Here is a 24,089-nt window from a genome sequence, read left to right on the forward strand (position 1 = left end):
TTGGTCGCGCTGTTCGGGACGACGAGAACATAGCACCGCAGTACCGCATCGGATGGACGCCGAAGGGGTTCAATGTGTAACCCAGCCTTGGTTTAAATAGGTAACCCTAGGCAAAACGCTCGGTGCATCATGCTTTTTCAGGGTAAGATGAAAACCCGAAATTGCAGGAAGGGGAGGTTCTGCATGAAGGAGTTGTGCGGTTGTTGGAAGAATGTGTTTACGCGCATCGGGACTATGCCCGTTGCGTTTCTCGGTATTGGATTGTACCGTGCGTGGCTTGCAACTTTTTTTCGGTACGATGCATTTCCGACCGTCGACTTTTTTGATTATGCGTTGTTCGAGGGAGCCATAGGCGTTGCGTCGTTTGCAGTTGTTTTTCTTGCGCGTCGCGTTACTCCTCTCTGGTCGAACCGGGTGGCGGTGGGCCTGGTTGCCTTCGGCATGGTGGGCGGGTCGGCGCTGTGCGCCATTGCATGCTTCTGGGTGCAGATTGCGGCGCTCAAGTATCTTGGGCTTATGTTGGCGGGCGCGGGGCTTGGGCTGCTCATTCTCATGTGGACGGAGTTTTTTGGATCACTTAATCCTATGCGTGTTGCTGCCTATTATGCCGCGGCTATTTTTTTGGGAGAGGTGTTAAAGTGGCTGTTTAGTGGACTTGAACCTGCATATATCGTCGTATTCTCTTTAACTCTTCCGCTCGTTTCCCTTGATTGGGTGCGCCGTTCTATGAAGCATTTACCAGAAATCGACCTGCCTAAACCTATGGGTAAAGCAGGGATTTCCGAAATTCCCTGGAAACCGATTGCTCTCATGGGGATATGCACGTTTGCGACAGGGTTTGGGGTTCTTCCTGATCAGCCCTTGGCGGCAGGAAATACTGTGGGTACGATGTCGGTTGCGGCGTTTGTGTTTTTTGGCGTCCTTTCATCGTCGAGGTGGTTTAATTTCGACATCATATACCAACTGGCGTTTCCTCTCATGATCGTGGGGCTTCTGCTCATTGCTCCGCAATTCTCGCTTGATTCGAAAACAGTAGCGGGTTGCTACGATGCAGGTTATACCATGCTGTCCATTTTCATTATGATTGTCTTGAGCAACATCACGTACCGATTCGATATTGCAGCTGCTTGGTTGAATGGTATTGAACGTGGTATTCGCTATCTGGTGGAAGCAGGGGGCTGGAGTTTGTTTGCGGTCACTTCTTTCTATTTGTCGAAAGATACTGTAACGGCAATCCATCTAGGAATCGTAGCGGTTGTGGCGCTGGCGTTCACGGTGCTGTTTTTTACGGAAAAACGGCTATCTGCCAAGTGGGGCATCAATTTGAAACAAACCTCCGACGGCGATGACGTGTTCTCGCCGGGATTGCTTGCTATGCGCGTGTCCGATTTGTCGCGCGAGCATAATTTGAGCCCGCGTGAGGAAGAGGTGTTGCAGTTGCTCGCGCGCAAAGGAACTTCAGCGCAGATCGAGGAAAACTTGTTCGTAGCACGCGGTACGGTGAAAGCGCATACGAGTCGCATTTATCGCAAGCTCGGAGTCCACAGCCGGGACGAGCTTTATGAGCTGCTGGGCATTGGGGATTGACGAATACGGAAACGCATAGCAAGGGGGGGGCGGCTTGATGGGCGCGTTGTTCGAAAAGCTGGAGATAGGAGCGCTGCAAGCGCGGAATAGGTTCGTGCGCGCGGCAACTTACGAAGGATTGGCTACCGACGATGGGCGCATGACCCCAGAGCTCCGAGCTGTTTACGAGGAGCTTGCCAGCGGCGAAGTGGGCACGATCATCGTGGGCTACGCGTACGTCACGCGCGACGAGCAGCCGAACCCGCGCATGCTTGGCATCTATGATGACTCGTTCGTTCCCGCGTACCGTGCGTTCGTTGACGACCTGCACGCTCACGGCGCGCGCGTCGTTTCGCAGATCGTGTACGGCGGCTCGGCTACCAGGCTCGATCCGCCCAGCACGCGAATCCTCGGGCCGTCTTCCGTTGCCAATCCGAAGACCGGCATCGTTCCCGTGGAGGCGACGAACGCCGATCTGCAAGCGCTTGCGTGCGCGTTCGCGGACGCGGCTGAACGTGCCCAGGCCGCAGGGTTCGACGGTGTGGAGCTGCATGCGGCGCACGGCTACGTGCTCAGCCAGTTTCTAAGCCCGCTGTTCAACAAGCGTACAGACGGGTACGGCGGCTCCCTTGAGCATCGCGCCCGCTTCCTAACAGAGGTTGTCGATGCCGTCCGCGATCGAGTGGGCAAGGCGTTTCCGCTGATCGTGAAGCTGAACAGCTCCGACGGCGTGGAGGGCGGCTTGACCGAAAGCGAAAGCGCAGAAGTGGCGAAGCTGCTTGAGGCACATGGCGTGTCGGCTATCGACGTAAGCGGAAATTGGCGCTCCTGCCGGGTGAGAGACTATGCGGGCGAGCCGTTCTTCGCTTCCTACGCGCAGCGTCTTGCACGTGAGCTCGACATACCTGTGATCTTGACGGGCGGCAACCGCAGCTTTGCTGCGATGGAACGCCTTGCAACGGAAGGCGGCATCGCGGGCTTCGGCTTGTGTCGCCCGCTTATTTGCGAGCCGCACCTTGTGCGACGCTGGAGCGCCGACCCGAATGCCGTGCCGCGTTGCGTATCGTGCAACGGATGCAGTTCCTCGCCCGGCCATCGCTGCATAGTGCCGTAGGCGTTTCGCATCGGCGCTTTCCGGCTGCTTTGACTCGCGGTTTGCGTGGATTCCCCCTTGAGTTTCGATGGCAACGCCGATGTTGCAGCGCACGGGCGCCCCTCGTTTGCTATCATCGACGCCTATGGCAAAGGCGAAGAAACATGGATGGGTAAAGGCGATGCTGGGTGCAGTGCTCGGATGCGTGCTTGCGGTTGGGGCGGTGTTCGCGATAACGAACGTCGTGACCGTGGTCACGGCGAAAGGGAGCATCGTAGACTCGCAGGAGGCGATTGGCTACGATGCCGACGCCATAGTGGTGTTGGGCGCATCCGTGTTCGCGGACGGAACGCCGTCGAGCATTTTGCAGGACCGGCTTGACGACGGTATCGCTTTGTACCGATCCGGCGTTGCTCCGAAGCTGATCATGAGCGGGGACAATAGCACGATCGCGTACAACGAAGTCAAGGCCATGAAAGACTATGCCGTTTCCCAGGGGGTTCCTAGCGAAGACGTGTTCTGCGATCACGCTGGGTTCTCCACGTACGAGAGCATGTACCGCGCCAAGCACGTGTTCGGCGCGCAGCGCATCGTGGTGGCCACGCAGACCTACCATCTGTATCGAGCGCTCTATGCGGCACATGGCCTGGGGCTTGAGGCTATTGGAGTTCCGAGCGACTATCGCACGTACGCGAAGCAGACCCAATACGATCTGCGTGAAATACCTGCGCGCACGAAGGATTTTTTCAAGACGCTGTTCGAGGTCCCGTCGACGTTCGTGGGCGATCCCATCAGCTTGGACCAATCGGGCGACGTGACCGAAGGCTACTGAGTCGATTCTCCGATCGGGAGAGGGCGATCCTGCTATTCGGGCCGACGCAGCGGTTCCCCGAATGCGGTGGCTCGCGTTCTTAAAAGCTCCAACAGCAGGGCGCAAGCTTCGCACTGCACGGCATCGAGCACGGGTATCCCTGCTGCGCGTTCGAGTTCCGGGGCCAATCCTATGGTAGCAAACCCGGTGCATGCCAATGCGACCGCCTGAGCTCCTTGCGCGGAGAGGCTTTCGACGGATTTCAGAGCGCTTGCTCGCCCTTCGGGAGTTTGCAGGTCAAGGGTGCTCTTCACTCCGGCGGGTACGACGTTTGCCAGCAGCTGCGGTCCCAGGATGCGGTCGAACGCTGGCGGAGCTTCGGGCGTGATGCCCAGAACGCCGACCGGTCCGTTGAAGCGCGCGGCGGCGGAAGCGGTGCTCTCGCCTGCGCCGACAACCGGGATGCGCACGGCTGCGCGCGCTTCGAGAACCCCGGGATCGTCCGCGCAGCTCACGATAATCCCGTCGACGCCCGCCCGCTCGAGTTCCTGGGCCAGGGCCGCCACTTTGGGCGCAGCTGCGCGTTTGGTGCGCGCGTCGTGCACTCCTTCGGGCTGGTCGGGGATGCAGCGCGACAGCGTTTTCACGCCGGGGATCCACTGTTCGATCAGTTGCCCGTGCGCGTCCACCTGGGCTTGCTCCTGCGTGATCACGCGAATAATGCCCATGGTGTACGCAGGACTCATATCGACCTCTTTCTTGCGGGGATCTGTTGTCATTCGTACCGATCGATCAAGTCGATCAGCTCCTGTTTGGAGTGTAGCGCAGTTTTTTCCAGAATGCGCCGCGTGTGCGTGCGGATGGTGCTTTCGGATACGAACAAGGCATCCGCGATGACCTTCGCCGATCGCCCGCGCGCCAGGTACGGAAGCACTTCCGCTTCGCGGCGCGTCAGGCCGTAGTACTCGGCTATCTGGTCGTAGACGCGTTCGCTGGCCGACTCCGCCTCTGCCTCGCTCATGGATCCTGCTCCGGTGGCGGCGGGCTTCTTATCAGGCTGTTTGGGCGCTTCCGCAGCGTTGACCTGCGGCGCTGGCATTGCGGCGGCAATCTGGCCCGTGAGCGTTGCGGACGCGTCGCCGATGTTTGCGGAAGTACTCTTCTCCTGCTGGGCATCTGCTCCCTGGAAGAAGAACGAGAATCGATGGCGCGTACTTTGAAGCACCAGGAGCATGGCGAGCACGTACACGGCGCCCACCGAGATGCCCACGATCAACATGGACGGTCTTTCCGGGATGAGCATGATCACGTACCCGATGCCAATGCCTACAAGTCGTGCGATGATGGACAGCGCTCGCACGATGCCGCCGATCACGAAACCCGACACTGCGAAGTCGTAGGCGGTCGAAACCACCATGTACCATATAATGACGTCGAACATGCCGTAGCCGGTGCTCATGATGACGTTGAGCATGACCGGGTTCGATTCCCAGAACAGCGGCATGATGGCGAACAAAACGACGATACCGGGCACGATCACGCGAAACGCGAAGGAAAGATCGATGCGCTTTCGCGCCAGCAGCACGAGCGCAATCAGTCCTGCAGCTGCGATGATATTGGCGATCAAGGGCAGCCGGTGCGCGTCGTCCGCCGACCCAACCGAAACGACCGTCATCTGCCAGACGAAGCCGAACAGGCACGAAAGAACCAAGCTGGATACGATCAGGCTCACCAGCGATCCGAGCGCGGTGCGGTACCGATCCGAATTGGCGTTGCTGGCGTAGCGCCCTTCGGGAACCTCTTGCTTGCATCGCGCAAGGCAAAGCTGGGAAAGAACGGGCAGGGGAGCTATAAGCAGGAGCGCGGGGACGCCTCCGTGATCCGAGCAGATCGAGATCACGACGAACAGCGAAGCCGTTAGCAGCAGCACGACGGGGATGTAAAACGACGTGCGCGAGGGGTGCATGCGTCCCAGGTACTCCGCCCAGCTTCCCCAGTAGTAGCCGTACCCGGCGCCCGCAAGCACGGCGCCCGTGACGATAGGGGCGGCAAGAGCCGATTCCGGTAGCAATCCCATGCTAGCTAGAGGACCCGATCCCGATAGCAGCACAAGCCCGATAATGATGAGCGCGGTGAACGCCCCCGGCTTCAAGCGGTCGTAAAACGCAGGGTTTCGCTCGATGCGCGAGGCGATCAGAAACAGCGTTGTCATGTTCGCTACGAACGAGACGATGACGATAAGCGTTTGGCACGACGTGTTGTCGGCAGGCCCCTCCAGAAGAAGAGAACTGCGAAACGTCAGCATGCTGCACGCCCAAAAGAATGCGAGTCCCACGTGATGCGGCCGCAGCGTTTTCCAGATCATGCGCATGCTTCGCCGATCTGCATTGATACGCGAGTTTCCAACCATGAATCGATGCCCCCCGATAGCGTTCCGCCTCGTTGCGGTTGTAGCTGTACACCGTGATTGCCTACGTGTTCTATTGCTTGTCACACTATAGTTTACCAGCCAAAACGCAGAATCATCAGAAACTGATGATATGTAAGCAAGCTGCTGGATTTAGCCTTTTTCGCGACGAGAAAGGACGCTAGTGAATTCCCAAGAGCAATCCAACAAGGCGCTCATGCACGCTTGCGCCGAGGCCGCTTTGCTGTTCACGAGAATGGGTGAAGACGGGTTCACCGCTGCAAGCGAGCGACGTGCATGGGAGGGCATGGCGGCGTGCGCGGGCGTGGTTATCGAAGCGCCTTCGGCCGATGCGCGCCATGCGGTTGAAAGCGAGCTGCTTGTGCCGGGGCTGCCCCTGGCCGCTATGCCGGTGGAATCGCTTTACAAGCCGTGGCGGGCGCCCGACGGAACCGTGCGTGCGTCGCGCGGACTGTACGGCGGCGAAACGGCGGGTCACGCGCAAGCGTTGTTCGATGCGTGCGGTTTGGAGATTCCGCAGGAGTTCTCGGCGATGCCGGACCACCTGTCGTTGCTCTTGGAGCTGCTGGCGCTTTTTCTCGAGGTTGGCAACGATCAGGCTGCGGACAACCTGATCCGGGATCACTTCGATTGGCTGGGCGAGTACGATGCCGCTTTGCGCGACCGTGCAGAGCGCGCCGCCGACGCCCCCGCTTTCGACGAAGCCAAGCGCCGCGCCCTTGCGGAGGGGATCGCCTTTCTGCGGACGCTGACGATGGCGGTCGATAAAGCGGTGCATGCTCGGCTTGCGTAGCTGCTTCGATTCTGGGGCCAACAGGGAGGAGGCTGCGGGCTTGCTCGCGGCGAAGACGAGATGGTAGGAGGAGAAATGTTCGATTCAACGGTTTCGCGCAGAACGTTTCTAAAGGGATCGGCCGCCGCCGCATCGGTTGCAGCGGTCGGGTCTCTTTCGCTGGGCGCTTGGAGCGCCGAGCGCGCGAATGCGGCCGGGGGCGAGCGGGGTACGGCGCCTTCGCTGTGCAACGGATGCTCGAGCAAGTGCGGCCTGATGGCAACTACGCTGGGTGGGACGCTGTTCACGCTGAGCGGCATCGAGCAGCATCCGTATTCCAAGGGCAAGCTGTGCGCTCGCGGACATGGCTTCGCGCAGATGGCGTACAACGAGGAACGCGTGACGCAGCCGCTGCGGCGTACGGAAAGCGGTGAATTCGAGCCCATCGATTGGGACACCGCGTTCAGGGAGATCGGCGAAAAAGTAAAGGCAATCGTGGCTGCGAACGGCCCCGAGTCGCTTGCGCTCGTTCACGATCCACGCCCGTCGGGCAAGTATTACACGAAGCGCTTCATGAACGCTCTGGGATCGGCGAACGTCTACACGCATGCAGCGGCGTGCAACCTGTCCAAAGAAGCCGGCTTGACCGAAACGATCGGCGCGTCGAACTATTCGGTTGACTTCGGATCGTGCAAGATGGTCCTGTTCATCGGCCGCAGCTACGGCGACGGCATTCGTCCGTCCCATGCTATGAGCTTGGCGGATGCTGCCGAGGCCGGCACGCGCGTGGTCATCGTGGATCCGCGCCTGAACAACGCGGGCATCTTCGCCAGCGACTGGGTGCCCGTCAACCCCGGCACCGACCTGGCGCTGCTCATGGGCATCTGCAACGTGCTCATCGAGGAAGACCTGTACAATCATGATTTCATCGAGCAGCATACGGTGGGCTTCGAGGAATTCGCCGCGCAGGCGAAGGAGTACACGCCCGAATGGGCCGAGAAGATCTGCGACGTGCCCGCCGATCGCATTCGCGAACTGGCGCAGGCTCTTGCGAAGGCGGCCCCGGCTGCCGCGGTGGAGGCCAGCTGGCGCGCTGCGTTCGGTTGCGCGTACAAGAACTCTTTCGACACGGCACGCGCGGTGACTGCGGTGAACGCGCTTCTGGGCAGCTGGGGCGCGAAGGGCGGTGCGCTCATCACCTCCTCGCCGAAGGCCGGCAAGATAGCTGACGAGCGTTTCGCCGAGCCGCCGAAGCCCGAAGCGAAGCGCATCGGCGACAAGGAGTACGGTGCGGTTAGCAGCTCCGGCTCGAACATCGCCGCGCTTGAGGCTGCGCTGGACGGCCGCGTCAAGGGCATGTTCTTCTACAACTCCAACGCGGCGAAGGGCTATGCGCAGCCCAAGGTGTGGTCCGAGGCGTTCGAGAAGCTTGACCTGGTGGTTTCCATTGATGTGCAGATGTCTGAGACGGCTATGCAGGCCGATTACGTGCTGCCGGAGTGCACGTACCTGGAGCGCATGGAGGCGCCGGATTACATTGGCGGCAAGAAGCAGTTCGTGGCTTTGCGCGCCCAGGTGATCGATCGCCTGCATCCCGAAACCAAGCCGTGCGACGAGATTTTCGCCGGCCTGGCTCAGGCGTGCGGCGTGGGCCAGTACTTCGACTTCACGGTTGAGGAGCTGGCGAAGGCCGAGCTTGACACGCTGGGCGTGAGCTTCGACGAGCTTAAAGAAAAGGGCATCGTGGACGTGACGTCCAAGAAGTTCGAATACGGCGTGCCGAAGTTCAAGACGCCGACGGAAAAGTACCAGTTCGTCAGCGAGAAGGCGGGCAACGCGGGCTTGAACCCGGTAATCGGCTACGTGGAGCGCCTGGTCATGCCGCAGGGCGATCAGCTGCACTTCATCGGCGGCAAGCAGTCCATCCACTCGCACACCATGACGCAGAACGTGGAGTCCCTGAACGCCATTTCGCGCGAATACAACCTTGAACGCGTGTGGATGAGCGCGAAGGACGCGGCCGATCGTGGCATCGCCGACGGCGACTTGGTGGAAGTGTCGTCTAGCGAGCATACCGGCCAGGTGCGCGCGAAGGTCACGGAGCGCCTCAAGCCCGGCGTGCTGTACCTGCCCACGCACTACGGCGGAACGTCGCCGTACCAGACGCGCGCGTACGAGTACGGCATCAGCATGACGGAGTTCGTGCCGTTCCACGGCGGCGAGCCGGGCGTTGGCTCGACCATGAGCCAGGAAGTGGCGGTCACGGTGAAGAAGGTGGAGGCGTAAGATGGCTCGTTACGGAATGCTCATCAACACGAAGAAATGCGTGGGATGCTACGCGTGCCGCGTGGCGTGCCAGATGATCAATGGCCTGGATCCTGACAAGGCGTTCATCCATTACGAAGAGCTGGAAACGGGGGCGTATCCCAACGTGTACGCCGAAAACGTGCCCGTGCAGTGCATGCACTGCGAGAACGCTCCGTGCCAGTCGGTGTGCCCGACGGGCGCCACGTATACTACCGATTCGGGCGTGGTGCTGGTTGAAGAGGGGAAATGCATCGGCTGCAAGTACTGCATGGCCGCGTGCCCCTACGGCGTTCGCGTGCAGCTGCACTCGGGCGTGGTGGAGAAGTGCCGTTTCTGCTGGTACGAGGGCGAGCCGGGCAACCCGCCGGCGTGTGTGGGCACGTGCATCACGAACGCTCGCATCTTCGGCGACCTGGACGATCCCAACAGCGAGATCAACCAGGCTATCGCGCGCTACAACGCTCAGCCTCTTGCGAGCGACCTGACCGAATCCAAGATCTTCTACGTGAGGTGATGAACAATGGTATGGGGACCCCTTATCGCTTGGTACCTGTTCCTGGCGGGCGCGTCGGCCGGCGCGTTTCTAACGGCTGCTTTCGTGGAGGCGAAGTATCCTGACAGCACGAAGATGCGCATCGCCGGACGTATCATCGCGCCTATCTTTCTGGGCATCGGCCTGATCATGCTCATGATCGATGCCGAGGCCGGGCTGCACAACCCGTTGCGGTTCGTGTACTTGGTCATGAACCCCGGATCGGTGATGACTTTGGGCGTGTACTTCATCTGCGTGTTCATGCCGGTTGCCCTGGCGGCGGCGCTGCTGGAAGTGCTCAAGAAGCCCGTGCCGAAGTGGCTCACCTGGATCGGCGTGGTGGCGGCGTTCGCCGTGGCGGCCTACACCGGCTTTCTCTTGGGCGTGGTGAAGGCGTATCCGCTGTGGAACAACGCTGTGCTGCCCATCCTGTTCGTGGTGTCGGCGCTGTCGGCCGGTTTGGCTGCCACCAGCTTCGTGGGACTGATCGTTGACCGCGAGCGTTTCGAGCAGATGTGGCTGGTCAAGAAGTCGCACGTCATCTTGTCGGCTATCGAGCTGGTGGTGCTGTTCACCATGCTGGTGATCGTGTCCGCCGGAAGCTACGAGGGCGCGGCGTCCGTTCAGATGCTGCTGACTGGGCAGTATGCCGTGCCGTTCTGGATTGGCATCGTCCTGTTCGGCTTGGTGCTGCCCTTCGCGATCGAAGGCTATCCGGTGTTCATCACCAAGCGCGTCGAAACCTCGATGACCTCTATGGTGGTGAGCGTCATCGGCGAGGCGGGCGTGCTGGTGGGCGGCTTCCTGTTGCGCCTTTTGGTCGTGATGGCCGCGCTGCCGGTGGCGTACCTGTAGCGCACCGCCGCGCGATCGCTGCTGCAAGCCCCTCCTTGAAGGACGTCGCCTTTTCCGGGCGGCGTCCTTTTTCGATTGCGACGTACTTTTCGAGGCCGGGTTGGGGGCACGGCGGCGAAGCTCCGGAGTCTCGGATTCTTCGTTTCGCGCGTTAGCGGTACGTTTCTATAAGGTCGATGATCTGCTGCTTCGAGTGCAGCTCGGTCTTTTCCAGAATGCGTCGCGTATGGGTGCGAATGGTGTTCTCCGACACGAACAGCGCTTCGGCGATGACCTTGGCCGATCGTCCGCGTGCCAAGTAGGGAAGCACTTCCGATTCGCGACGGGTCAAGCTGAAGTCCTCGGCGATCATGTCGTAGATAGCCTGGTCTGAACTCGGCGAATTTGGCGCAGGAGAAGCTTGAAGTCCTGGCGTTTCGGGCCGTGCGTGCGGCGGCGCGGTTTGCGGCTTCGACGCGTCGGCGGCGGACTCGATGCGCTTTGCAGAGCTTCCCGCCGTCGTCGCACCCTCGGACTTTTTGCGCGCGACGTAGAAAAGGCCCAGCATAGCCAGCACGTATACGCCTCCGGTGGACACGCCGACAATGAGCATGGAGGGAGTGCCGGGAATGAGCATGAGCAGATACCCGATGCCGATGCCCACCAGTCGCGCAAGGATGGACAGCGCCCGTACGATGCCGCCCACCACGAATCCCGACACAGCGTAATCGTAGGCGGTCGAAGCCACCATGTACCAGATGATGACGTCGAACACGCCATAGCTTGCGCTCATCACGACGTTAAGAACCACGGGATTCGTCTCCCAGAAAAACGGCATGACGGCGAACAGGACCACGATGATGGGAACGATCACGCGGTACGCCAGCGCCAGATCCATTCGCTTGTTCGCGTAGAGCACCAAGCCGATGAGCCCGACCGCCACCGCAAGATCTGCGACGAGCGGGATCTGATGGGCTTCGTTGACCGAGCCGACCGACAGCACGGTCATTTCCCATACGAACCCGAACAGCAGCGACAATACCAAGCTTGCCACGATAAGCGTTACCAGCGAGCCGAGCACGGAAAGGTACCGCTTGGACGTTGTGGCGCTTGCATGGCCTCCGTCAGGGGCTTCGCCGCGGCAGCGGTGCAGGCACGCCAGCGACAAAACAGGCAGCGGGACCATGAGCGCAAGAGGCGGCACGCCGGCAAGTTCGGCGGCAAACGAGATTGCCAGGAACAGCGCTGCGCTCACCAGAAACGCCGCCGGGATGTAAAACGAGGTTCGTGACGGGTGCATGCGCCCCAGGCATTCCGCCCAGCTTCCCCAGTAGTATCCGTAGCCGATGCCGGTCAGCGCGCCGCCGCCTGCGAGCAGCACGATCATCGCTCCTTCGTTTCCCGTGCGTCCCGCGCTTGCAAGGGCGACGATGCCCGCTATGATGCATGCGCAGAACAGCTTCCCGGGAAGCCGGTCGATAACGGAGGGGTTGCGTTCCATGAAGGCGGCCATGGCGAAGAGCGTGGTCATGTTCGCTACGAACGAAACCAGCACGACAAACGTTTCGTACCCGGGCGTGTTCGCCGGGCCCGCAAGCAGAATGGAGCTGCGGAACGTGAGCATGCTGCATGCCCAGAAAAACGCCAGCCCGACATGACGAAGCCTCAGCGTTTTCCATACCATGCGCATGCTGCGCCGCCCGCGTGTGGCGATCAGCGGATCGCTCAAAAGCTTACCTCCTTGCAGTGACGCGCTTCGACGAGTGCGCGCCCTTGATTGCAATTTCCTAATAATGGCTTATCTATCAGGCAAAATGTCTAAATCACCAAAAACTGATTACCTGCCGAATTTTCCAGATGCCTACGATTGTCCCGACGAGAGAGGACGAGATCATGCGGGCGGAACTGGCTTTGGCACGTACATTATCACTTATTGCACCTCTGTTCACATGTTTAAGTGAAGAGGAATACGCACAGGTTCTGCAAAGCGGTGCGGGGGAGTGCGCGCGAAGCGCCGCGCGCAGCTTGGCTCGGTCGGCCGAGGAGGCCGATTCGTGGGAGCGAGCGCTGTCGGCGCCGTTCGACTGGCCCGACCGCGCCGCGTTTCAGCGTAACGTGCTCGCATCCGGGATGCCGCTTGCGGCGCTGCCCGTGGAGTCTTTGTACAAGCCGTGGTCCCAAGAGCCGGGCAACGGCTATGGGGCATCGCGCGGTTTATTCCTGGGGGATTCCGCCCGGCATATTCAGGCCGTGTACCGCTCGCTCGAGATCGACGTTCCCGCGCGGTTCGCGGCTGCTCCTGATCATCTTTCGCTGCTGCTGGACCTGCTTGCTTTGTACGCGCAGTGCGAAAACCGCGTTGCTGCGCGCGATCTTGTTGCCGACCACTTCGATTGGCTTGGGAGCTGCGACAAGGCCCTTTCCTGTCGGGCTGAAGAAGCACCGTTGCTGTTCGGCTCCGATGCTCATGCTCATGCCGATGCGCTTGACGCGGTGCTGCGCGGTATCGCGCAGGTGCGAGCGCTGCTCGGCGTGACGCAGTGCTTGGCAAACGAGGTTGTCGCGCGATCAGGTCAGCCTGCGCTGGCGTGAGGGCTCTTCCGGCAGTTCGACGCATGCGCGCGTCGAACCGTTCCAAGTGATCATCCGCTGCGTGCAGCGGTGTTCAAGGGTTCAAGGCGTTTCGACGCCGATAGACGAGCGAAGACGAGATTTGACAACAGGGAAAGGAAGAGGCGAAATGTTCATTTCGGATGTTTCAAGGCGAACGTTTCTGAAGGGAACCGCGGCGACGGTGGCCCTTGCAGCAGCGGGTTCGCTTTCAGTGGGCGCTTGGCGCGCTCAAGCTGCCGAAGCCGGCGGACAAACAGGCAGGGCGGTGGAGGCTCCGTCGTTGTGTAACGGGTGCTCGAGCAAATGCGGGCTGGTTGCCACAACGGTTGACGGGCGGTTGTGGACGCTGCGCGGCAACGAAATCCACCCGTACGCCCAAGGCCGCATCTGCGCCCGCGCCCATGGCTTGGCTCAGTTGGCGTATTCCGACGAGCGCGTGACCCAGCCGCTGCGCCGCAAGGAGGATGGCTCGTTCGAGCCCATCGACTGGGACACTGCGTTTGCCGAGATTGGGCAGAAGGTGAAGGACGTCATCGCTCAAAGCGGACCGGAGTCGTTGGCCATCATCCAGGATCCGCGCCCGTCGGGCAAGCAGTACTCCAAGCGCTTCATGCATGCGCTGGGCTCGCCGAACGTGTACGCGCATTCCTCGTCATGCAACCTGTCGAAGGAAAGCGCCTACCAGCTGACCATCGGAGCTACGGGTTTCTCGAACGATTTCGCCAACGCGAAGATGGTCATGTTCATCGGTCGCAGCTACGGCGACGGCATCCGCCCGTCGTCGGTGCATAGCTTGGCCGACGCCGCCGAGCACGGAACGCGCGTGGTCGTGGTGGACCCGCGCCTGAACAACTCCGGCATTTTTGCGAGCGACTGGGTTCCCATCAACCCCGGAACCGATCTGGCGCTGCTCATGGCCATGGCGAACGTGCTTATCGAGGAAGACCTGTACGACCATGACTTCGTCGAGCAGTACACCTACGGCTTCGACGAGTTCGCCGCGCAGGCCAAAGAGTACACGCCGGCCTGGGCGCAGGAAATAACCGACGTGTCGGCCGAGCGCATCAAGGAGCTGGCCCGTGCTATGGCCGCCGCCGCGCCCGCTGCGTCTATCGAGTCTGGATGGCGCTCGGTTATCGGCTGCTCGTACAAGAACTCGCTCGAAACGGCGCGTGCCATCACGGCGATCAACGCCCTGCTGGGCAGCTGGGGCGCGAAGGGCGGCGCGCTGATCACGTCCTCGCCCAAGGTTGGCGCCCTTGCTGACGCTCGTTTCGCCGAGCCGCCGAAGCCCGAAGCGAAGCGCATCGGCGACAAGGAGTATCCGCTGGTGCTTTCAAGTGCGGGAACGAACGTGGCTGCATTGCAGGCAGCGCTTGACGGACGACTGAAGGGCCTGTTCTTCTACAACTCCAACGCGGCGAAGGGCTACGCGCAGCCGAAGGCGTGGACCGAGGCGCTGAGCAAGACCGATCTTGTGGTGACCATCGACGTGCAGATGTCCGAAACGGCGCTCCAGTCCGATTACGTGCTGCCCGAGGTGACGTATCTCGAGCGTTTGGAGCTGCCCGAATTCGTGGGCGGCAAGAAGCACTTCGTGGGCATGCGCACGGTGGTCTTGGACCGGATTCATCCGGAAACGAAGACGTGCGACGAGATATTCAACGGCTTGGCGCAGGCATGCGGCGTAGGGCGGTTCTTCCAGTTCACGGCCGAAGACTGGGCTGCTGCGCAGCTGGCTACGGTGGGCGTCGACATCGAGGATTTGAAGCGCGAGGGCGTGATGGAGCTTCCCGCCGCCCCCTTCGAGTACGGTCCTCCGAAGTTCAAGACAGCATCGGGCAAGTTCGAGTTCAAGACGGACAAGTTCGCCGAAGCAGGGCTCAACCCGGTGATCGGCTGGATTCCGCGCAAGGTGGCGTTCAAGGAAGGGGAGTTCGCCATCGTCGGCGGCAAGCAGGGCATTCACTCCCACACCATGACGCAGAACATCGAAGCGCTGCATGCCATTTCGCGCGAGTACCACATGGAGCGGCTGTGGATGTCGGCCAAGGACGCTCAGGACATAGGCGTTGAAACCGGCGATACGGTCGAGGTGTCGTCAAGCGAGCACACCGGCCAGGTGGAAGTTCGCGTGACGCAGCGTCTCAAGCCGGGCGTGGTGTTCCTGCCCACGCATTACGGTGGGGATTCCCCTGCTCAAACGCGCGCGTATCGGTACGGCATCAGTCTGACCGATTTCATTCCGCTTGATGCGGAACCGGGCGTGGGCTCGATGATGAGCCAGGAAGTGGCCGTTACGGTGAAGAAGGCGGGGGCGTAACATGACACGGTACGGAATGCTCATCAACACGAAGAAGTGCGTGGGATGCTCGGCATGCCGCGTGGCGTGCCAGATGAAGAACCATCTGGAACCGACGGAGTCGTTCATCAAATATCACGAGATCGAAACGGGGGAGTACCCCAACGTGTACAACGAGGTTGTGCCCACCCAGTGCATGCATTGCGAGGATGCGCCGTGCGCGGCGGTTTGCCCGACGCATGCCACCTACATCACCGATTCCGGCGTGGTGCTGGTGGATGCGGAAAAGTGCATCGGCTGCAAGTACTGCATGGCCGCGTGCCCTTACGACGCGCGCATCGTGCAGGAGTCAACTGGCGTGGTGGAGAAGTGCCGCTTCTGCTGGGACGGCCAGAATCCGGGCAACCCGCCTGCGTGCGTGGGAACCTGCATTTCGGGCGCGCGCATCTTCGGCGACCTGGATGATCCCGACAGCGAGATCAACCAGGCTATCGCGCACTACCATGCGCAGCCGCTCGCTGACAATCTGACCGTTTCGAAAATCTATTACGTGAGGTGATGAAGCCATGGTTTGGGGACCTATGATCGCGTGGTACCTGTTTTTGGCCGGCGCGTCGGCGGGCGCGTTTCTAACGGCCGCGTTCGTCGAGGCCAAGTACCCCGAAAGCGTGAAGATGCGCGTGGCCGGGCGCATCATCGCGCCCATCTTTTTGGGCATCGGCCTGCTCATGCTCATGCTGGACGCTGAAGCTGGGCTGCACAACCCGCTGCGCTTTTTCCTGCTTGTTTCCAATCCCGGGTCGGTTATGACGCTGGGCGTGTACTTCATCTGCATCTACATGCCCGTTGTCCTGGCGGCTGCGGTGCTTGAGCTTCTGAAGCGCCGCGTGCCGAAGTGGCTCATGTGGATCGGCGTCGTGTTCGCGTTTGCCGTGGCGGCTTACACGGGCTTCCTGCTGGGCGTGGTGAAGGCGTTCCCGCTGTGGAACAACGCCATTTTGCCCATCCTGTTCGTGGTGTCGGCGCTGTCGGCTGGTTTGGCGGCAACGTCGCTGGTGGGGCTTATCGTGGATCGCGAGCGCTTCGAGCAGATGTGGCTCGTTAAGAAGTCGCATGTGATTCTGTCCGTTGTCGAGATCGTGGTTCTTGCGACGATGCTGATCATCGTGAGCGCTGGCAGCTACGAAGGCGCCGCGTCGGTGCAGTCGCTGGTGGCTGGCCCGTACGCGCCGGCGTTCTGGGGCGGCATCGTGCTGCTGGGCCTGGTGGCGCCGCTTTTGATCGAGGGCTACCCGGTGTTCATCGCGAAGCGCGTGGAAACGTCCACGACCTCGCTTGCGGTGAGCGTGGTGGGCGAGGCCGGCGTGCTGGTGGGCGGCTTCCTGCTGCGTCTGCTGGTTATCCTGGCGGCGCTTCCGGTTATGTACTTGTAAGCATATTCGTGCATCCGCCGGGTTTCTCGGCGGATGCGAAGGCGGCCCGCGCTTCCCCCTCCTGCGGCGCCGTCGATCTTCCTCCTTGGGGCGCCGCGACTTTCTCCCCTTTCTCTTCGCGGCGCCCCCTCGTATTCTTCGCTGTCGCTCGTCGGTTTTGGCCGCAAGATGCGCGGCTATTCTCGCAGGTCGTTCGGGTCGAAAGACTCAATCAGATCCAAGAGCTCTTGCTTTTTGTGGATGGCCAGCTTGGCGTAGATGCGCTTCGAGTGGGTGCGGATGGTGTTTTCCGACACGATCAGCTCTTCGGCGATGCGCGCGACCGTGTTGCCTCGCGCGATCAGCTCCATGACCTCGGCTTCCCGTGCGCTCAGGCGGTAGTGCTGCTGCAAAAGGGCTGCTTGTTTGGAGATGCGGTCCTGGTAAACGGGCGCGGCGTCGGTGCTTGCTTTAGGGGATTCCGCACGTGCCGCTCGGCGCTTTTTCGGCGGATCGGGCGTTGCGGCGGAGCTGTCTGCCGGTTCGTTGGAGGCGGGCGACGCGTCGACGGGTCGCGGTTTCTCGTCGCGCGGACGCAGGGCGACCAGCTCGATGCTTGCCGCCGCCTCGTGCTGCGCGCCTTCCCCCGCATGGTGCAGAATGCGCTTGAAACCGCCCTGCCCCACGAAGTACATGAGGCCCAGCAAGTACACGGCCACCAGCGCAATCACGGCGATCGGCGTAATTCCCGTAACCATGATCTGCTCTGCGAAGGTTCCTCCGGCAAAGCCCACGTCATGCAGCACGTACACGATGCCCGCGAAAAAGCCGTAGATGAACACCGGGTTGATGCCGCGGTCGCGCGACGCTTGCGCGCATTGGATCATCATGAGCATGATGGCCACGCTGTATACCGCATACAGAACGGCGGCCAGCCAACGCTGATATTCGACCGGGAAAAACGGCAGCAGCAGAAACGACGTGATAACGAAGGGGAAGAATATGCGGTACGCCCCCACGACGTTCACGCGCAGGTTCTTGAACTGCCACAACACCAGAAGCACCACCGCGGCGGTAAGCGATCCGCCCATGGACAGCACGTTCACCAGCGATCCCACCGAAGGTTCCCCGATAGCCAGCGCCCGCATGATGCCCGTGCAGAATCCCAGCGCGCCCACGCACAGGGCGCTGCGCCAATAGTCTTCGATTACGCGCTTGTATACGCGCGGATGCTCGCGGGGGATGTCCTGGAACATGGATTGCTCGCGGTCGATCTGGCGGCTTTTCAGCGCGATGGTCAGCCCGAACAGCGGCAGGAACACCAGGGGGATGAGAAACGCCGTCACCGCCTGGGGAATAAGGTACAGCGAAAAATACAGCAAGGCTCCCCATGCCGTGCCCAAGATGAGGTCGCGGTTGCCCGAATCCGAGTCTTGGCTTGCGAACACGCGCTGCCACAGCATGTAGAACCCGGCGGAGCCCAGGCCCAGCAGCGCGCCGCCGGCAACCACGAGCGGAAGCTTGTATCCGTCAAGATAGATGGCGGCTATCAGGCAGCACCATCCCAGCAGGTAGGGCATGGTGGCCAGGCGCACGATGAAGGTGCGCGTAGGGCCGGGGAAGAAGTACACGCCCAACGCGCTGGCGAAGTAGCTGAACGAGAACACGAGCGATTGCGCCAGGAAGAACCAGAACACGATCTGCGGCGTTTGGAACTCCATGGGCAGGAAGGGGAACACGCCGCCCCAAACGCCGGCGGCGTTGATGGCGATGAACAAGCCGTAGCCGAGCGACGTGACGTTTGGCTTGAGGATATGGGCGATGCTCTTAATGGACACGGTTGCTCCCTGCAAGGTTGAAGAGCGTTTGTGCCTGTGCAGTATACCCGACTTCGATGGTGCGGCAAGCGATTCTCGGGCTCGGCTTGCTGGCGCAGGGGGCGCTCGCGCGCGCGGCGAGGGGGTTTGCGACCGCGTGCGGGTATGCGGGCTGCGCCGCGGGCGGCGGTTGCCGCGTGGATGCCGCTCTGCGATGCGGACGCAGCGCGCACGACCCTCGATGCGTTCGATTGAGCGCTGCTCGCGGCGTTGGCGCCACCTGACGAGGGCCCGCGCACTCGCGGCGTTGGCACCGCCCCACGAGGGGGCGGCGCTCGCGGCGTTCGCGCCGCCTCGCGAGAGCCCGCGCGCTCACGAAATCGGGTTTCGTGGTGGGTTTTGACGGTTTGAGGTCGTTGTGCCGGGCCTTGGCTTCGTTGTTGTTCAGCTCGGTTTTTGTTTTACCTGGTCAGAAGACCGCGCTTCCGCATTGCGCTTTCGATGACGCTCGCGCAGCCGGGTCAGACGACCTCAAACCGTCAAAACCTGCCAGCAAAGCCGGTTTTTCGTGCGCGGCATGGCGATTTCTCGCTGACGGCGGTTTGGTTCGCGGGTTGGTGCTGTCTCTGGCTTGATTGCGGATCGCGGATCGCGTTTCCGCGCAGGTGCGCTGTTGGATCGGGCGCGCGAGATGTGCCCTGCGGCACGCGGAAGAAGCCTCCTGCGTCGGTGCCGTCGTTGGCGCGCCGCGTTGCGCCGTGCTGGTGCTTGCAGGGCCAGTTGCTTGGTGACGACCGTATGTGACAGTCTCTGACCTGGGTATACTTCAAATTCGCATATTTTATGTGACACGCCGGCAAGCTCCCTCTCCTAGAATGACGACAGCTTTTGAGCAAGGGGGAGGGGCTGAGCGCATCGTTGCCTGGTGCACGGGCTTCCGTCTCTTTCCCGCTCGGAAGGCTACGGCTCGCAGGACGAGGCGAGCCGGTTGGCAAGACGAGGAAGATAGAGGAGAGGGAGGGAACATGCTAGGTTCTAATGACTCCACGCTGTCGCGCCGCACGTTCGTGAAGGGCTCGACGCTCGCCGGTCTGGGCGCTGCCGCGCTTGGCAGCGGCGCGCTGTTCGGCTGCTCGCCTAAGGCGGAGGCGCCGAAGGAAGAGGCCGCCGACGCAAAGGTGACGGGCGCGAACACCGTGGGCGCCGAGGAGACCATCACCTGGGGCCACTGCGCCATCAACTGCCCGGGTCGCTGCAGCTTGAAGTTCCACGTGCAGGACGACGAGGTTGTGTGGGTTGATACCTACACCAGCTCCGATGCCGGCTTCGACGATCCGCAGCCTCGCGCATGCCTGCGCGGCCGCAGCTATCGTCGCTGGATGAACAGCCCGGACCGCCTCAACTACCCCATGAAGCGCGTCGGTAAGCGCGGCGAGGGCAAGTGGGAGCAGATCAGCTGGGAAGAGGCCATCGAGACTTCCATGACGAAGCTCAAGGAAGTTATCGAGAAGTACGGCAACGAGGCCGTGTACGTCCCGTACGCTACCGGTGTGTCCGCAACCACGTCGCGTCCGTTCAACCGCGTGCTGAACTTGGTGGGCGGCTACCTGAACTACTACAATAGCTATTCCACGGCGCAGATCTCCTGCATCACGCCGTACATGTACGGTGCCAAGGGCAACGGCGGCAGCTCCTTCAGCGCGGCGCGCGACTCCGCCCTTATCCTGATCTTCGGCTCCAGCCCCACGGAAACGCGTCAGGGCGGCCTGACCACGCACTACGACTGGGTGAGCCTGCGCGAGAAGACCGGCGCGAAGATCTACATGATCGACCCCCGCATGAACGACTCCATCATGGGCCACTCCGACCAGTGGCTGCCCATCAACCCGGGTACCGACGCCGCGCTCGTCGCCGGCATCGCCCATGAGCTGATCGCCAACGACATGGTGGACCTCGACTTCCTGCACACGTACTGCGTGGGCTACGACGAGGAGACCATGCCCGAAGCGTACCAGGGCAAGAACATGTCCTACCGCGCCTACATCATGGGCGAGGGCTACGACATGGTGGAGAAGACCCCCGAGTGGGCCGCGAAGATCACCGGCATCCCCGCCGATCGCATTCGCAGCTTGGCTCAGGAAATCGGCACCACCAAGCCGCTCTACGTGAACCAGGGCTGGGGGCCGCAGCGCCGCAGCAACGGCGAATGGACGGCCTGGTCCATCATGACCCTGCCGTGCCTCGTCGGCCAGGTGGGCCTGCCGGGCACCAGCAACGGCACGCGTGAAGCGCGCAATGCTCCTTCGCTCGGCTCGCTGCCCAAGGGCGACAACCCGGTAAAGGCTTCCATCCCGTGCTTCCTGTTCACCGACGCTATCGATCACGGTCCGGAAATGACCTCGAAGAACGCAGGCGTCAAGGGCGTCGATCAGCTGTCCACCGGCATCAAGTACATGATCAACTACGCCGGCAACTGCTTGACGAACCAGCATTCGGACATCAACAAGGCGCATGAGGTCTTGGCTGACGAGTCCAAGTGCGAGTTCATCCTGGGCGTTGATACGGTGCTGTGCGATTCGCTCATGTATGCCGACATCATCCTGCCCGACCTGTTCCGCTTCGAGCAGACGTCGCAGATCGCCACCGGCTCCGACACGGGCTACATGATCACGGGCACGGCCTGCACCACGCCGAAGTTCGAGCGCAAGACCGCCTACGAAATGGCCGAGCTCATGGCCGACAAGCTGGGCGTCAAGGACCAGTTCACCGAGGGCAAGACCGAGGACGACTGGATCAAGAGCATCTACGAGACCTCGCGCGAGAAGGACGAGAAGCTTCCCACGTGGGACGAGGCCGTGGAGATGGGCGTGTACACGCGCGACTACGCTCCGGTCATCTCCATGAAGAAGTTCCGTGACGATCCCGTGGCCAACGCGCTCGAGACGCCGTCGGGCAAGATCGAGATCTTCTCCGAGAAGCTGCTGCAGTTCACCGAGGGTTGGGAACTGACCGAGGGCGATACGCTGTCCGGCATGGCGACGCTGCCCCCGATTCCCGTGTACGTTCCCGAATGGTACGGCGTGGAGACGACCACCGACGAGTATCCGCTGGTGCTCAACGGCTTCCACTATCGCGGCCGCATCCACTCCTCGTGGGGCTTCATGCCCGAGCTGAAGGAAGTCAACCCGCAGGAGGCATGGATCAACCCGGCCGACGCGGCTTCCCGCAACATCAAGCAGGGCGATACCGTGCAGGTCAAGAACGAGTTCGGCTCCATCGAGCTGCTGGCGAAGGTCACGCCGCGTACGCTTCCGGGCGTGGTGGCCGTGTCCCAGGGCGCTTGGTACGACGGCGACCGCAAGGGCGGCGTGGACAAGGGCGGCAGCATCAACACGCTGACCACCCAGCGCCCCTCTCCTCTGTCGAAAGGCAACCCCCAGCACACGAACATCTGCCAGGTTGCGAAGGCGTAAGCGGCGAGCTTCAGGAAGGATGATGTATCATGTCTCAAATGGCATTCTACTTTGACGGCACGCGCTGCACCGGTTGCAAAACCTGCGAGATGTCGTGCAAGGATTTCAACGATCTGGGCGTGGGCCTGACGTTCCGCAAGGTCTTCGAGGCCACGCTGGGCGAGACCACGCGCGACGCCGACGGCGCGATCACCACGACGTGCGTCAGCTACCCGGTGTCCATGTCGTGCAACCACTGCGACAGCCCGGTCTGCATGGCCAAGTGCCCGCAGGCGGCTATCTCGAAGAATTCCGAAACGGGCTTCGTCGAGGTTGACCGCGAGAAGTGCATCGGCTGCGGCACCTGCGCTCTGACGTGCCCCTACAGCGCTCCGAAGGTCGACGAAGAGGCTAAGAAGTCGGTCAAGTGCCACGGTTGCGCCGATCGCGTTGCCGCCGGCATGAAGCCGGTGTGCGTGGAGGCCTGCCCGGCTCGCGCCCTTGACTTCGGCACGGCTGAGGAGATGGCGAAGCTGGGCGAGCGCGCCAACATCGCGCCTTTGCCCGACGTATCGGAAACCACTCCGAACTTCTTCGTCAAGGCTTCTGCCGACGCGCAGCCGGTGGGCGGCGCCGAGGTGGTCAACCCGCTTGAGGTTGCGTAGGCTCTATCGCCTGAATGCGGACGGTCGACGGGCGTGCGGCTCTCTTGCCGAGGGTTCGTGAATCCGCTCGACGTTCCGTAGGACAAAGGCGGGGTACGCTAAAATAGGCGTGCCCCGCCTTTTCGGTAAGGGGCGTGCGTGCTCGGATGTTGACGAAAGGGGGATCGTTGCATGTCTCAGCGGGCATTCTTTTTTGACGCGTCGCGCTGCACCGGGTGCAAAACCTGCGAGTTTGCCTGCAAGGACGCATACGATCTTGACGTGGGCACGGCGTATCGCAAAGTGTACGAATACACCGGAGGCGAAACGGTTCGCTTGGGCGACGGTTTCGCCACGACGTGCTTCGCGTACAGCGTGTCGGTGTCGTGCTGCCATTGCGAGAACCCGGCATGCGTGCGGGTGTGCCCGACCGAAGCCATGCATAAAGAGGCCGAATCGGGCCTGGTGCTGGTGGACGTGCGCCGCTGCATTGGCTGCGGGTACTGTCACCTGTCGTGTCCGTACAACGCCCCGAAGGTCGATCGTGAAAAGGGGCATTCCGTGAAATGCCACGGTTGCCGGGATCGCCTTGACGAGGGGAAGAAGCCGGTGTGCGTTGAGGCTTGCCCGGCGCGCGCTTTGGATTTCGGCCCGTTCGAAGCCATGGAGAAACTTGGGCGTCGCGCGGACATCGCCCCGCTTCCCGAGGCTTCGGCAACGGCTCCGAACCTGTTCGTGCGGCCGTGCTCGGACGCACGGCCATCGGGGTCGAAGGACGGGCGCATCGTGAATCCGCTTGAAGTGCTGTAGCAAGCAAGCCGATAGAAGACAAGCATGAGGGAGAGAGGACTGCTCATGGAGGAACACAAGGATCTGGTGCTCGAAGCCGTTGCCTTTACGGGCGAAACGCTCGCGCCGTTTTTCTTGCAGGACCCGAAAACGGGCGATGCGAAGGAGGCGTTCGCGGCGATGGCTGCGCTCGATGCCGCCGCTGCCGCTGCCGAATGGCCCTTTGCGGATGAGGAAGAGGCGCGTCGCGACCTGGGCTTGATTGCGCAAGGGCTTGCGAATGGCATCGACGATGAGGCTTTGGTCTGGGAGTATCGTCGCCTGTTCATCGGCCCCGCCGTGAAGCCGGCTCCCCCGTGGGGCTCGGTGTACACGGATCGCGAGTGTGTGGTGTTCGGCAAGAGCACGCTTGAGCTGCGCGCCTGGATGCGCGAGCAGGGTATCGAGCGCCTGGTGGACGATAAAACGCCCGAGGATCATATCGGCCTGATGCTTGCGCTTATGGCCTGGATTGCCCGCGAGAAGCCGGAAGCGCTCGACGATTTTATGCGCTTGCACCTGCTTACCTGGTCTTCTCATTTTCTCGGTCAGCTGGCCGAAGCAGCCGAGCAGCCGTTTTACGAGGGCCTTGCCCGCCTGACGAAGGCGTCGCTTGAGGGGATTCAAGACGAGCTGGGGCTCGAGGTTGTCTATCCGCGGTTCTACCGCTAGAGGACG

Annotated in this window: 19 protein-coding genes; 15 read left to right on the forward strand and 4 right to left on the reverse strand. The window is 61.7% G+C overall.

Annotated features, from left to right (window positions below; all coding sequences use genetic code 11):
- Nucleotides 1-183: 183 nt before the first annotated feature.
- From LG373_RS11400 to LG373_RS11410, 3 genes are all read left to right on the forward strand, one after another.
- Nucleotides 184-1,587, forward strand: a complete 1,404-nt coding sequence (locus tag LG373_RS11400; RefSeq protein ID WP_114566181.1) for a response regulator transcription factor — start codon at nucleotides 184-186, stop codon at nucleotides 1,585-1,587.
- A 37-nt stretch (nucleotides 1,588-1,624) separates the two neighbouring features.
- Entirely contained in the window at nucleotides 1,625-2,680 is a 1,056-nt protein-coding gene (locus tag LG373_RS11405; protein ID WP_225749884.1) for an NADH:flavin oxidoreductase, read from the forward strand.
- Nucleotides 2,681-2,840: 160 nt separating this feature from the next.
- Complete coding sequence (locus LG373_RS11410; RefSeq protein WP_114566183.1) at nucleotides 2,841-3,491, forward strand: vancomycin high temperature exclusion protein; 651 nt, start codon at nucleotides 2,841-2,843, stop codon at nucleotides 3,489-3,491.
- 32 nt (nucleotides 3,492-3,523) lie between these two features.
- On the opposite strand, the gene LG373_RS11415 is transcribed toward LG373_RS11410, so the two are convergent.
- Nucleotides 3,524-4,216 (reverse strand): aspartate/glutamate racemase family protein, encoded by a 693-nt coding sequence (locus LG373_RS11415; RefSeq protein WP_225749826.1) that lies wholly within the window; start codon nucleotides 4,214-4,216, stop codon nucleotides 3,524-3,526.
- A 29-nt stretch (nucleotides 4,217-4,245) separates the two neighbouring features.
- Complete coding sequence (locus tag LG373_RS11420) at nucleotides 4,246-5,841, reverse strand: response regulator transcription factor (protein ID WP_370632906.1); 1,596 nt, start codon at nucleotides 5,839-5,841, stop codon at nucleotides 4,246-4,248.
- Nucleotides 5,842-6,061: 220 nt separating this feature from the next.
- Between LG373_RS11420 and LG373_RS11425 the strand changes: the two genes are divergently transcribed.
- The 4 genes from LG373_RS11425 (at nucleotide 6,062) to nrfD (LG373_RS11440) (ending at nucleotide 10,364) form a co-directional block, all read left to right on the forward strand.
- Nucleotides 6,062-6,691 carry a molecular chaperone TorD family protein gene (locus LG373_RS11425; RefSeq protein WP_225749828.1) on the forward strand — a complete coding sequence of 210 codons (630 nt, stop codon included), beginning with the start codon at nucleotides 6,062-6,064 and terminating at the stop codon, nucleotides 6,689-6,691.
- Nucleotides 6,692-6,766: 75 nt separating this feature from the next.
- Nucleotides 6,767-8,956, forward strand: coding sequence for a molybdopterin-dependent oxidoreductase (locus LG373_RS11430; protein WP_225749829.1), 2,190 nt, complete (start codon nucleotides 6,767-6,769; stop codon nucleotides 8,954-8,956).
- 1 nt (nucleotide 8,957) lies between these two features.
- Nucleotides 8,958-9,491 (forward strand): 4Fe-4S dicluster domain-containing protein, encoded by a 534-nt coding sequence (locus tag LG373_RS11435; protein WP_225749830.1) that lies wholly within the window; start codon nucleotides 8,958-8,960, stop codon nucleotides 9,489-9,491.
- A gap of 6 nt (nucleotides 9,492-9,497) precedes the next feature.
- Nucleotides 9,498-10,364, forward strand: a complete 867-nt coding sequence (gene nrfD / locus LG373_RS11440; protein ID WP_114566187.1) for an NrfD/PsrC family molybdoenzyme membrane anchor subunit — start codon at nucleotides 9,498-9,500, stop codon at nucleotides 10,362-10,364.
- A gap of 151 nt (nucleotides 10,365-10,515) precedes the next feature.
- On the opposite strand, the gene LG373_RS11445 is transcribed toward nrfD (LG373_RS11440), so the two are convergent.
- Complete coding sequence (locus tag LG373_RS11445) at nucleotides 10,516-12,033, reverse strand: response regulator transcription factor (protein WP_370632909.1); 1,518 nt, start codon at nucleotides 12,031-12,033, stop codon at nucleotides 10,516-10,518.
- A 203-nt stretch (nucleotides 12,034-12,236) separates the two neighbouring features.
- Here LG373_RS11445 and LG373_RS11450 point away from each other — a divergent pair, with 203 nt between their 5' ends.
- The 4 genes from LG373_RS11450 to nrfD (LG373_RS11465) all read left to right on the forward strand — a co-directional run bounded on the left by LG373_RS11450 (nucleotide 12,237) and on the right by nrfD (LG373_RS11465) (nucleotide 16,691).
- The gene (locus tag LG373_RS11450; protein ID WP_225749832.1) at nucleotides 12,237-12,935 is read left to right on the forward strand and encodes a molecular chaperone TorD family protein; all 699 of its coding nucleotides are present in this window, start codon (nucleotides 12,237-12,239) and stop codon (nucleotides 12,933-12,935) included.
- A gap of 148 nt (nucleotides 12,936-13,083) precedes the next feature.
- Nucleotides 13,084-15,279: a molybdopterin-dependent oxidoreductase gene (locus LG373_RS11455; RefSeq protein ID WP_225749833.1), complete on the forward strand. Its 2,196-nt coding sequence runs from the start codon at nucleotides 13,084-13,086 to the stop codon at nucleotides 15,277-15,279.
- 1 nt (nucleotide 15,280) lies between these two features.
- Entirely contained in the window at nucleotides 15,281-15,817 is a 537-nt protein-coding gene (locus LG373_RS11460; protein WP_225749834.1) for a 4Fe-4S dicluster domain-containing protein, read from the forward strand.
- A gap of 7 nt (nucleotides 15,818-15,824) precedes the next feature.
- Nucleotides 15,825-16,691: an NrfD/PsrC family molybdoenzyme membrane anchor subunit gene (gene nrfD / locus LG373_RS11465; protein ID WP_225749835.1), complete on the forward strand. Its 867-nt coding sequence runs from the start codon at nucleotides 15,825-15,827 to the stop codon at nucleotides 16,689-16,691.
- Nucleotides 16,692-16,867: 176 nt separating this feature from the next.
- Here nrfD (LG373_RS11465) and LG373_RS11470 read toward each other — a convergent pair whose 3' ends face one another.
- Complete coding sequence (locus tag LG373_RS11470) at nucleotides 16,868-18,391, reverse strand: LuxR C-terminal-related transcriptional regulator (RefSeq protein ID WP_370632910.1); 1,524 nt, start codon at nucleotides 18,389-18,391, stop codon at nucleotides 16,868-16,870.
- A 1,121-nt stretch (nucleotides 18,392-19,512) separates the two neighbouring features.
- On the opposite strand from LG373_RS11470, the gene LG373_RS11475 reads away from it, so the two are divergent.
- The 4 genes from LG373_RS11475 (at nucleotide 19,513) to dmsD (ending at nucleotide 24,083) form a co-directional block, all read left to right on the forward strand.
- Complete coding sequence (locus LG373_RS11475) at nucleotides 19,513-21,960, forward strand: DMSO/selenate family reductase complex A subunit (RefSeq protein WP_114566193.1); 2,448 nt, start codon at nucleotides 19,513-19,515, stop codon at nucleotides 21,958-21,960.
- 29 nt (nucleotides 21,961-21,989) lie between these two features.
- Entirely contained in the window at nucleotides 21,990-22,604 is a 615-nt protein-coding gene (locus LG373_RS11480) for a 4Fe-4S dicluster domain-containing protein (RefSeq protein WP_114566194.1), read from the forward strand.
- A gap of 171 nt (nucleotides 22,605-22,775) precedes the next feature.
- Nucleotides 22,776-23,393 carry a 4Fe-4S dicluster domain-containing protein gene (locus LG373_RS11485; protein WP_225749837.1) on the forward strand — a complete coding sequence of 206 codons (618 nt, stop codon included), beginning with the start codon at nucleotides 22,776-22,778 and terminating at the stop codon, nucleotides 23,391-23,393.
- A gap of 45 nt (nucleotides 23,394-23,438) precedes the next feature.
- Complete coding sequence (gene dmsD / locus LG373_RS11490; RefSeq protein ID WP_114566196.1) at nucleotides 23,439-24,083, forward strand: Tat proofreading chaperone DmsD; 645 nt, start codon at nucleotides 23,439-23,441, stop codon at nucleotides 24,081-24,083.
- Nucleotides 24,084-24,089 lie beyond the last annotated feature (6 nt).

The organism is Paraeggerthella sp. Marseille-Q4926 (assembly GCF_916618935.1).
GTDB classification, from domain to species: domain Bacteria; phylum Actinomycetota; class Coriobacteriia; order Coriobacteriales; family Eggerthellaceae; genus Paraeggerthella; species Paraeggerthella hominis.

What these genes read in the sequence shown, in the direction of transcription:
- LG373_RS11450 (WP_225749832.1), top strand. Translation starts at nt 12,237, where the DNA reads ATGCGGGCGGAACTGGCTTTGGCACGTACATTATCACTTATTGCACCT.
- LG373_RS11445 (WP_370632909.1), bottom strand. Translation starts at nt 12,033, where the DNA reads ATGCGCATGGTATGGAAAACGCTGAGGCTTCGTCATGTCGGGCTGGCG.
- LG373_RS11405 (WP_225749884.1), top strand. Translation starts at nt 1,625, where the DNA reads ATGGGCGCGTTGTTCGAAAAGCTGGAGATAGGAGCGCTGCAAGCGCGG.
- LG373_RS11415 (WP_225749826.1), bottom strand. Translation starts at nt 4,216, where the DNA reads ATGAGTCCTGCGTACACCATGGGCATTATTCGCGTGATCACGCAGGAG.
- LG373_RS11435 (WP_225749830.1), top strand. Translation starts at nt 8,958, where the DNA reads ATGGCTCGTTACGGAATGCTCATCAACACGAAGAAATGCGTGGGATGC.
- LG373_RS11470 (WP_370632910.1), bottom strand. Translation starts at nt 18,391, where the DNA reads ATGGAGTTCCAAACGCCGCAGATCGTGTTCTGGTTCTTCCTGGCGCAA.
- nrfD (WP_114566187.1), top strand. Translation starts at nt 9,498, where the DNA reads ATGGTATGGGGACCCCTTATCGCTTGGTACCTGTTCCTGGCGGGCGCG.
- LG373_RS11430 (WP_225749829.1), top strand. Translation starts at nt 6,767, where the DNA reads ATGTTCGATTCAACGGTTTCGCGCAGAACGTTTCTAAAGGGATCGGCC.
- LG373_RS11460 (WP_225749834.1), top strand. Translation starts at nt 15,281, where the DNA reads ATGACACGGTACGGAATGCTCATCAACACGAAGAAGTGCGTGGGATGC.
- dmsD (WP_114566196.1), top strand. Translation starts at nt 23,439, where the DNA reads ATGGAGGAACACAAGGATCTGGTGCTCGAAGCCGTTGCCTTTACGGGC.
- LG373_RS11455 (WP_225749833.1), top strand. Translation starts at nt 13,084, where the DNA reads ATGTTCATTTCGGATGTTTCAAGGCGAACGTTTCTGAAGGGAACCGCG.
- LG373_RS11420 (WP_370632906.1), bottom strand. Translation starts at nt 5,841, where the DNA reads ATGCGCATGATCTGGAAAACGCTGCGGCCGCATCACGTGGGACTCGCA.
- LG373_RS11480 (WP_114566194.1), top strand. Translation starts at nt 21,990, where the DNA reads ATGTCTCAAATGGCATTCTACTTTGACGGCACGCGCTGCACCGGTTGC.
- nrfD (WP_225749835.1), top strand. Translation starts at nt 15,825, where the DNA reads ATGGTTTGGGGACCTATGATCGCGTGGTACCTGTTTTTGGCCGGCGCG.
- LG373_RS11475 (WP_114566193.1), top strand. Translation starts at nt 19,513, where the DNA reads ATGCTAGGTTCTAATGACTCCACGCTGTCGCGCCGCACGTTCGTGAAG.
- LG373_RS11400 (WP_114566181.1), top strand. Translation starts at nt 184, where the DNA reads ATGAAGGAGTTGTGCGGTTGTTGGAAGAATGTGTTTACGCGCATCGGG.
- LG373_RS11410 (WP_114566183.1), top strand. Translation starts at nt 2,841, where the DNA reads ATGCTGGGTGCAGTGCTCGGATGCGTGCTTGCGGTTGGGGCGGTGTTC.
- LG373_RS11485 (WP_225749837.1), top strand. Translation starts at nt 22,776, where the DNA reads ATGTCTCAGCGGGCATTCTTTTTTGACGCGTCGCGCTGCACCGGGTGC.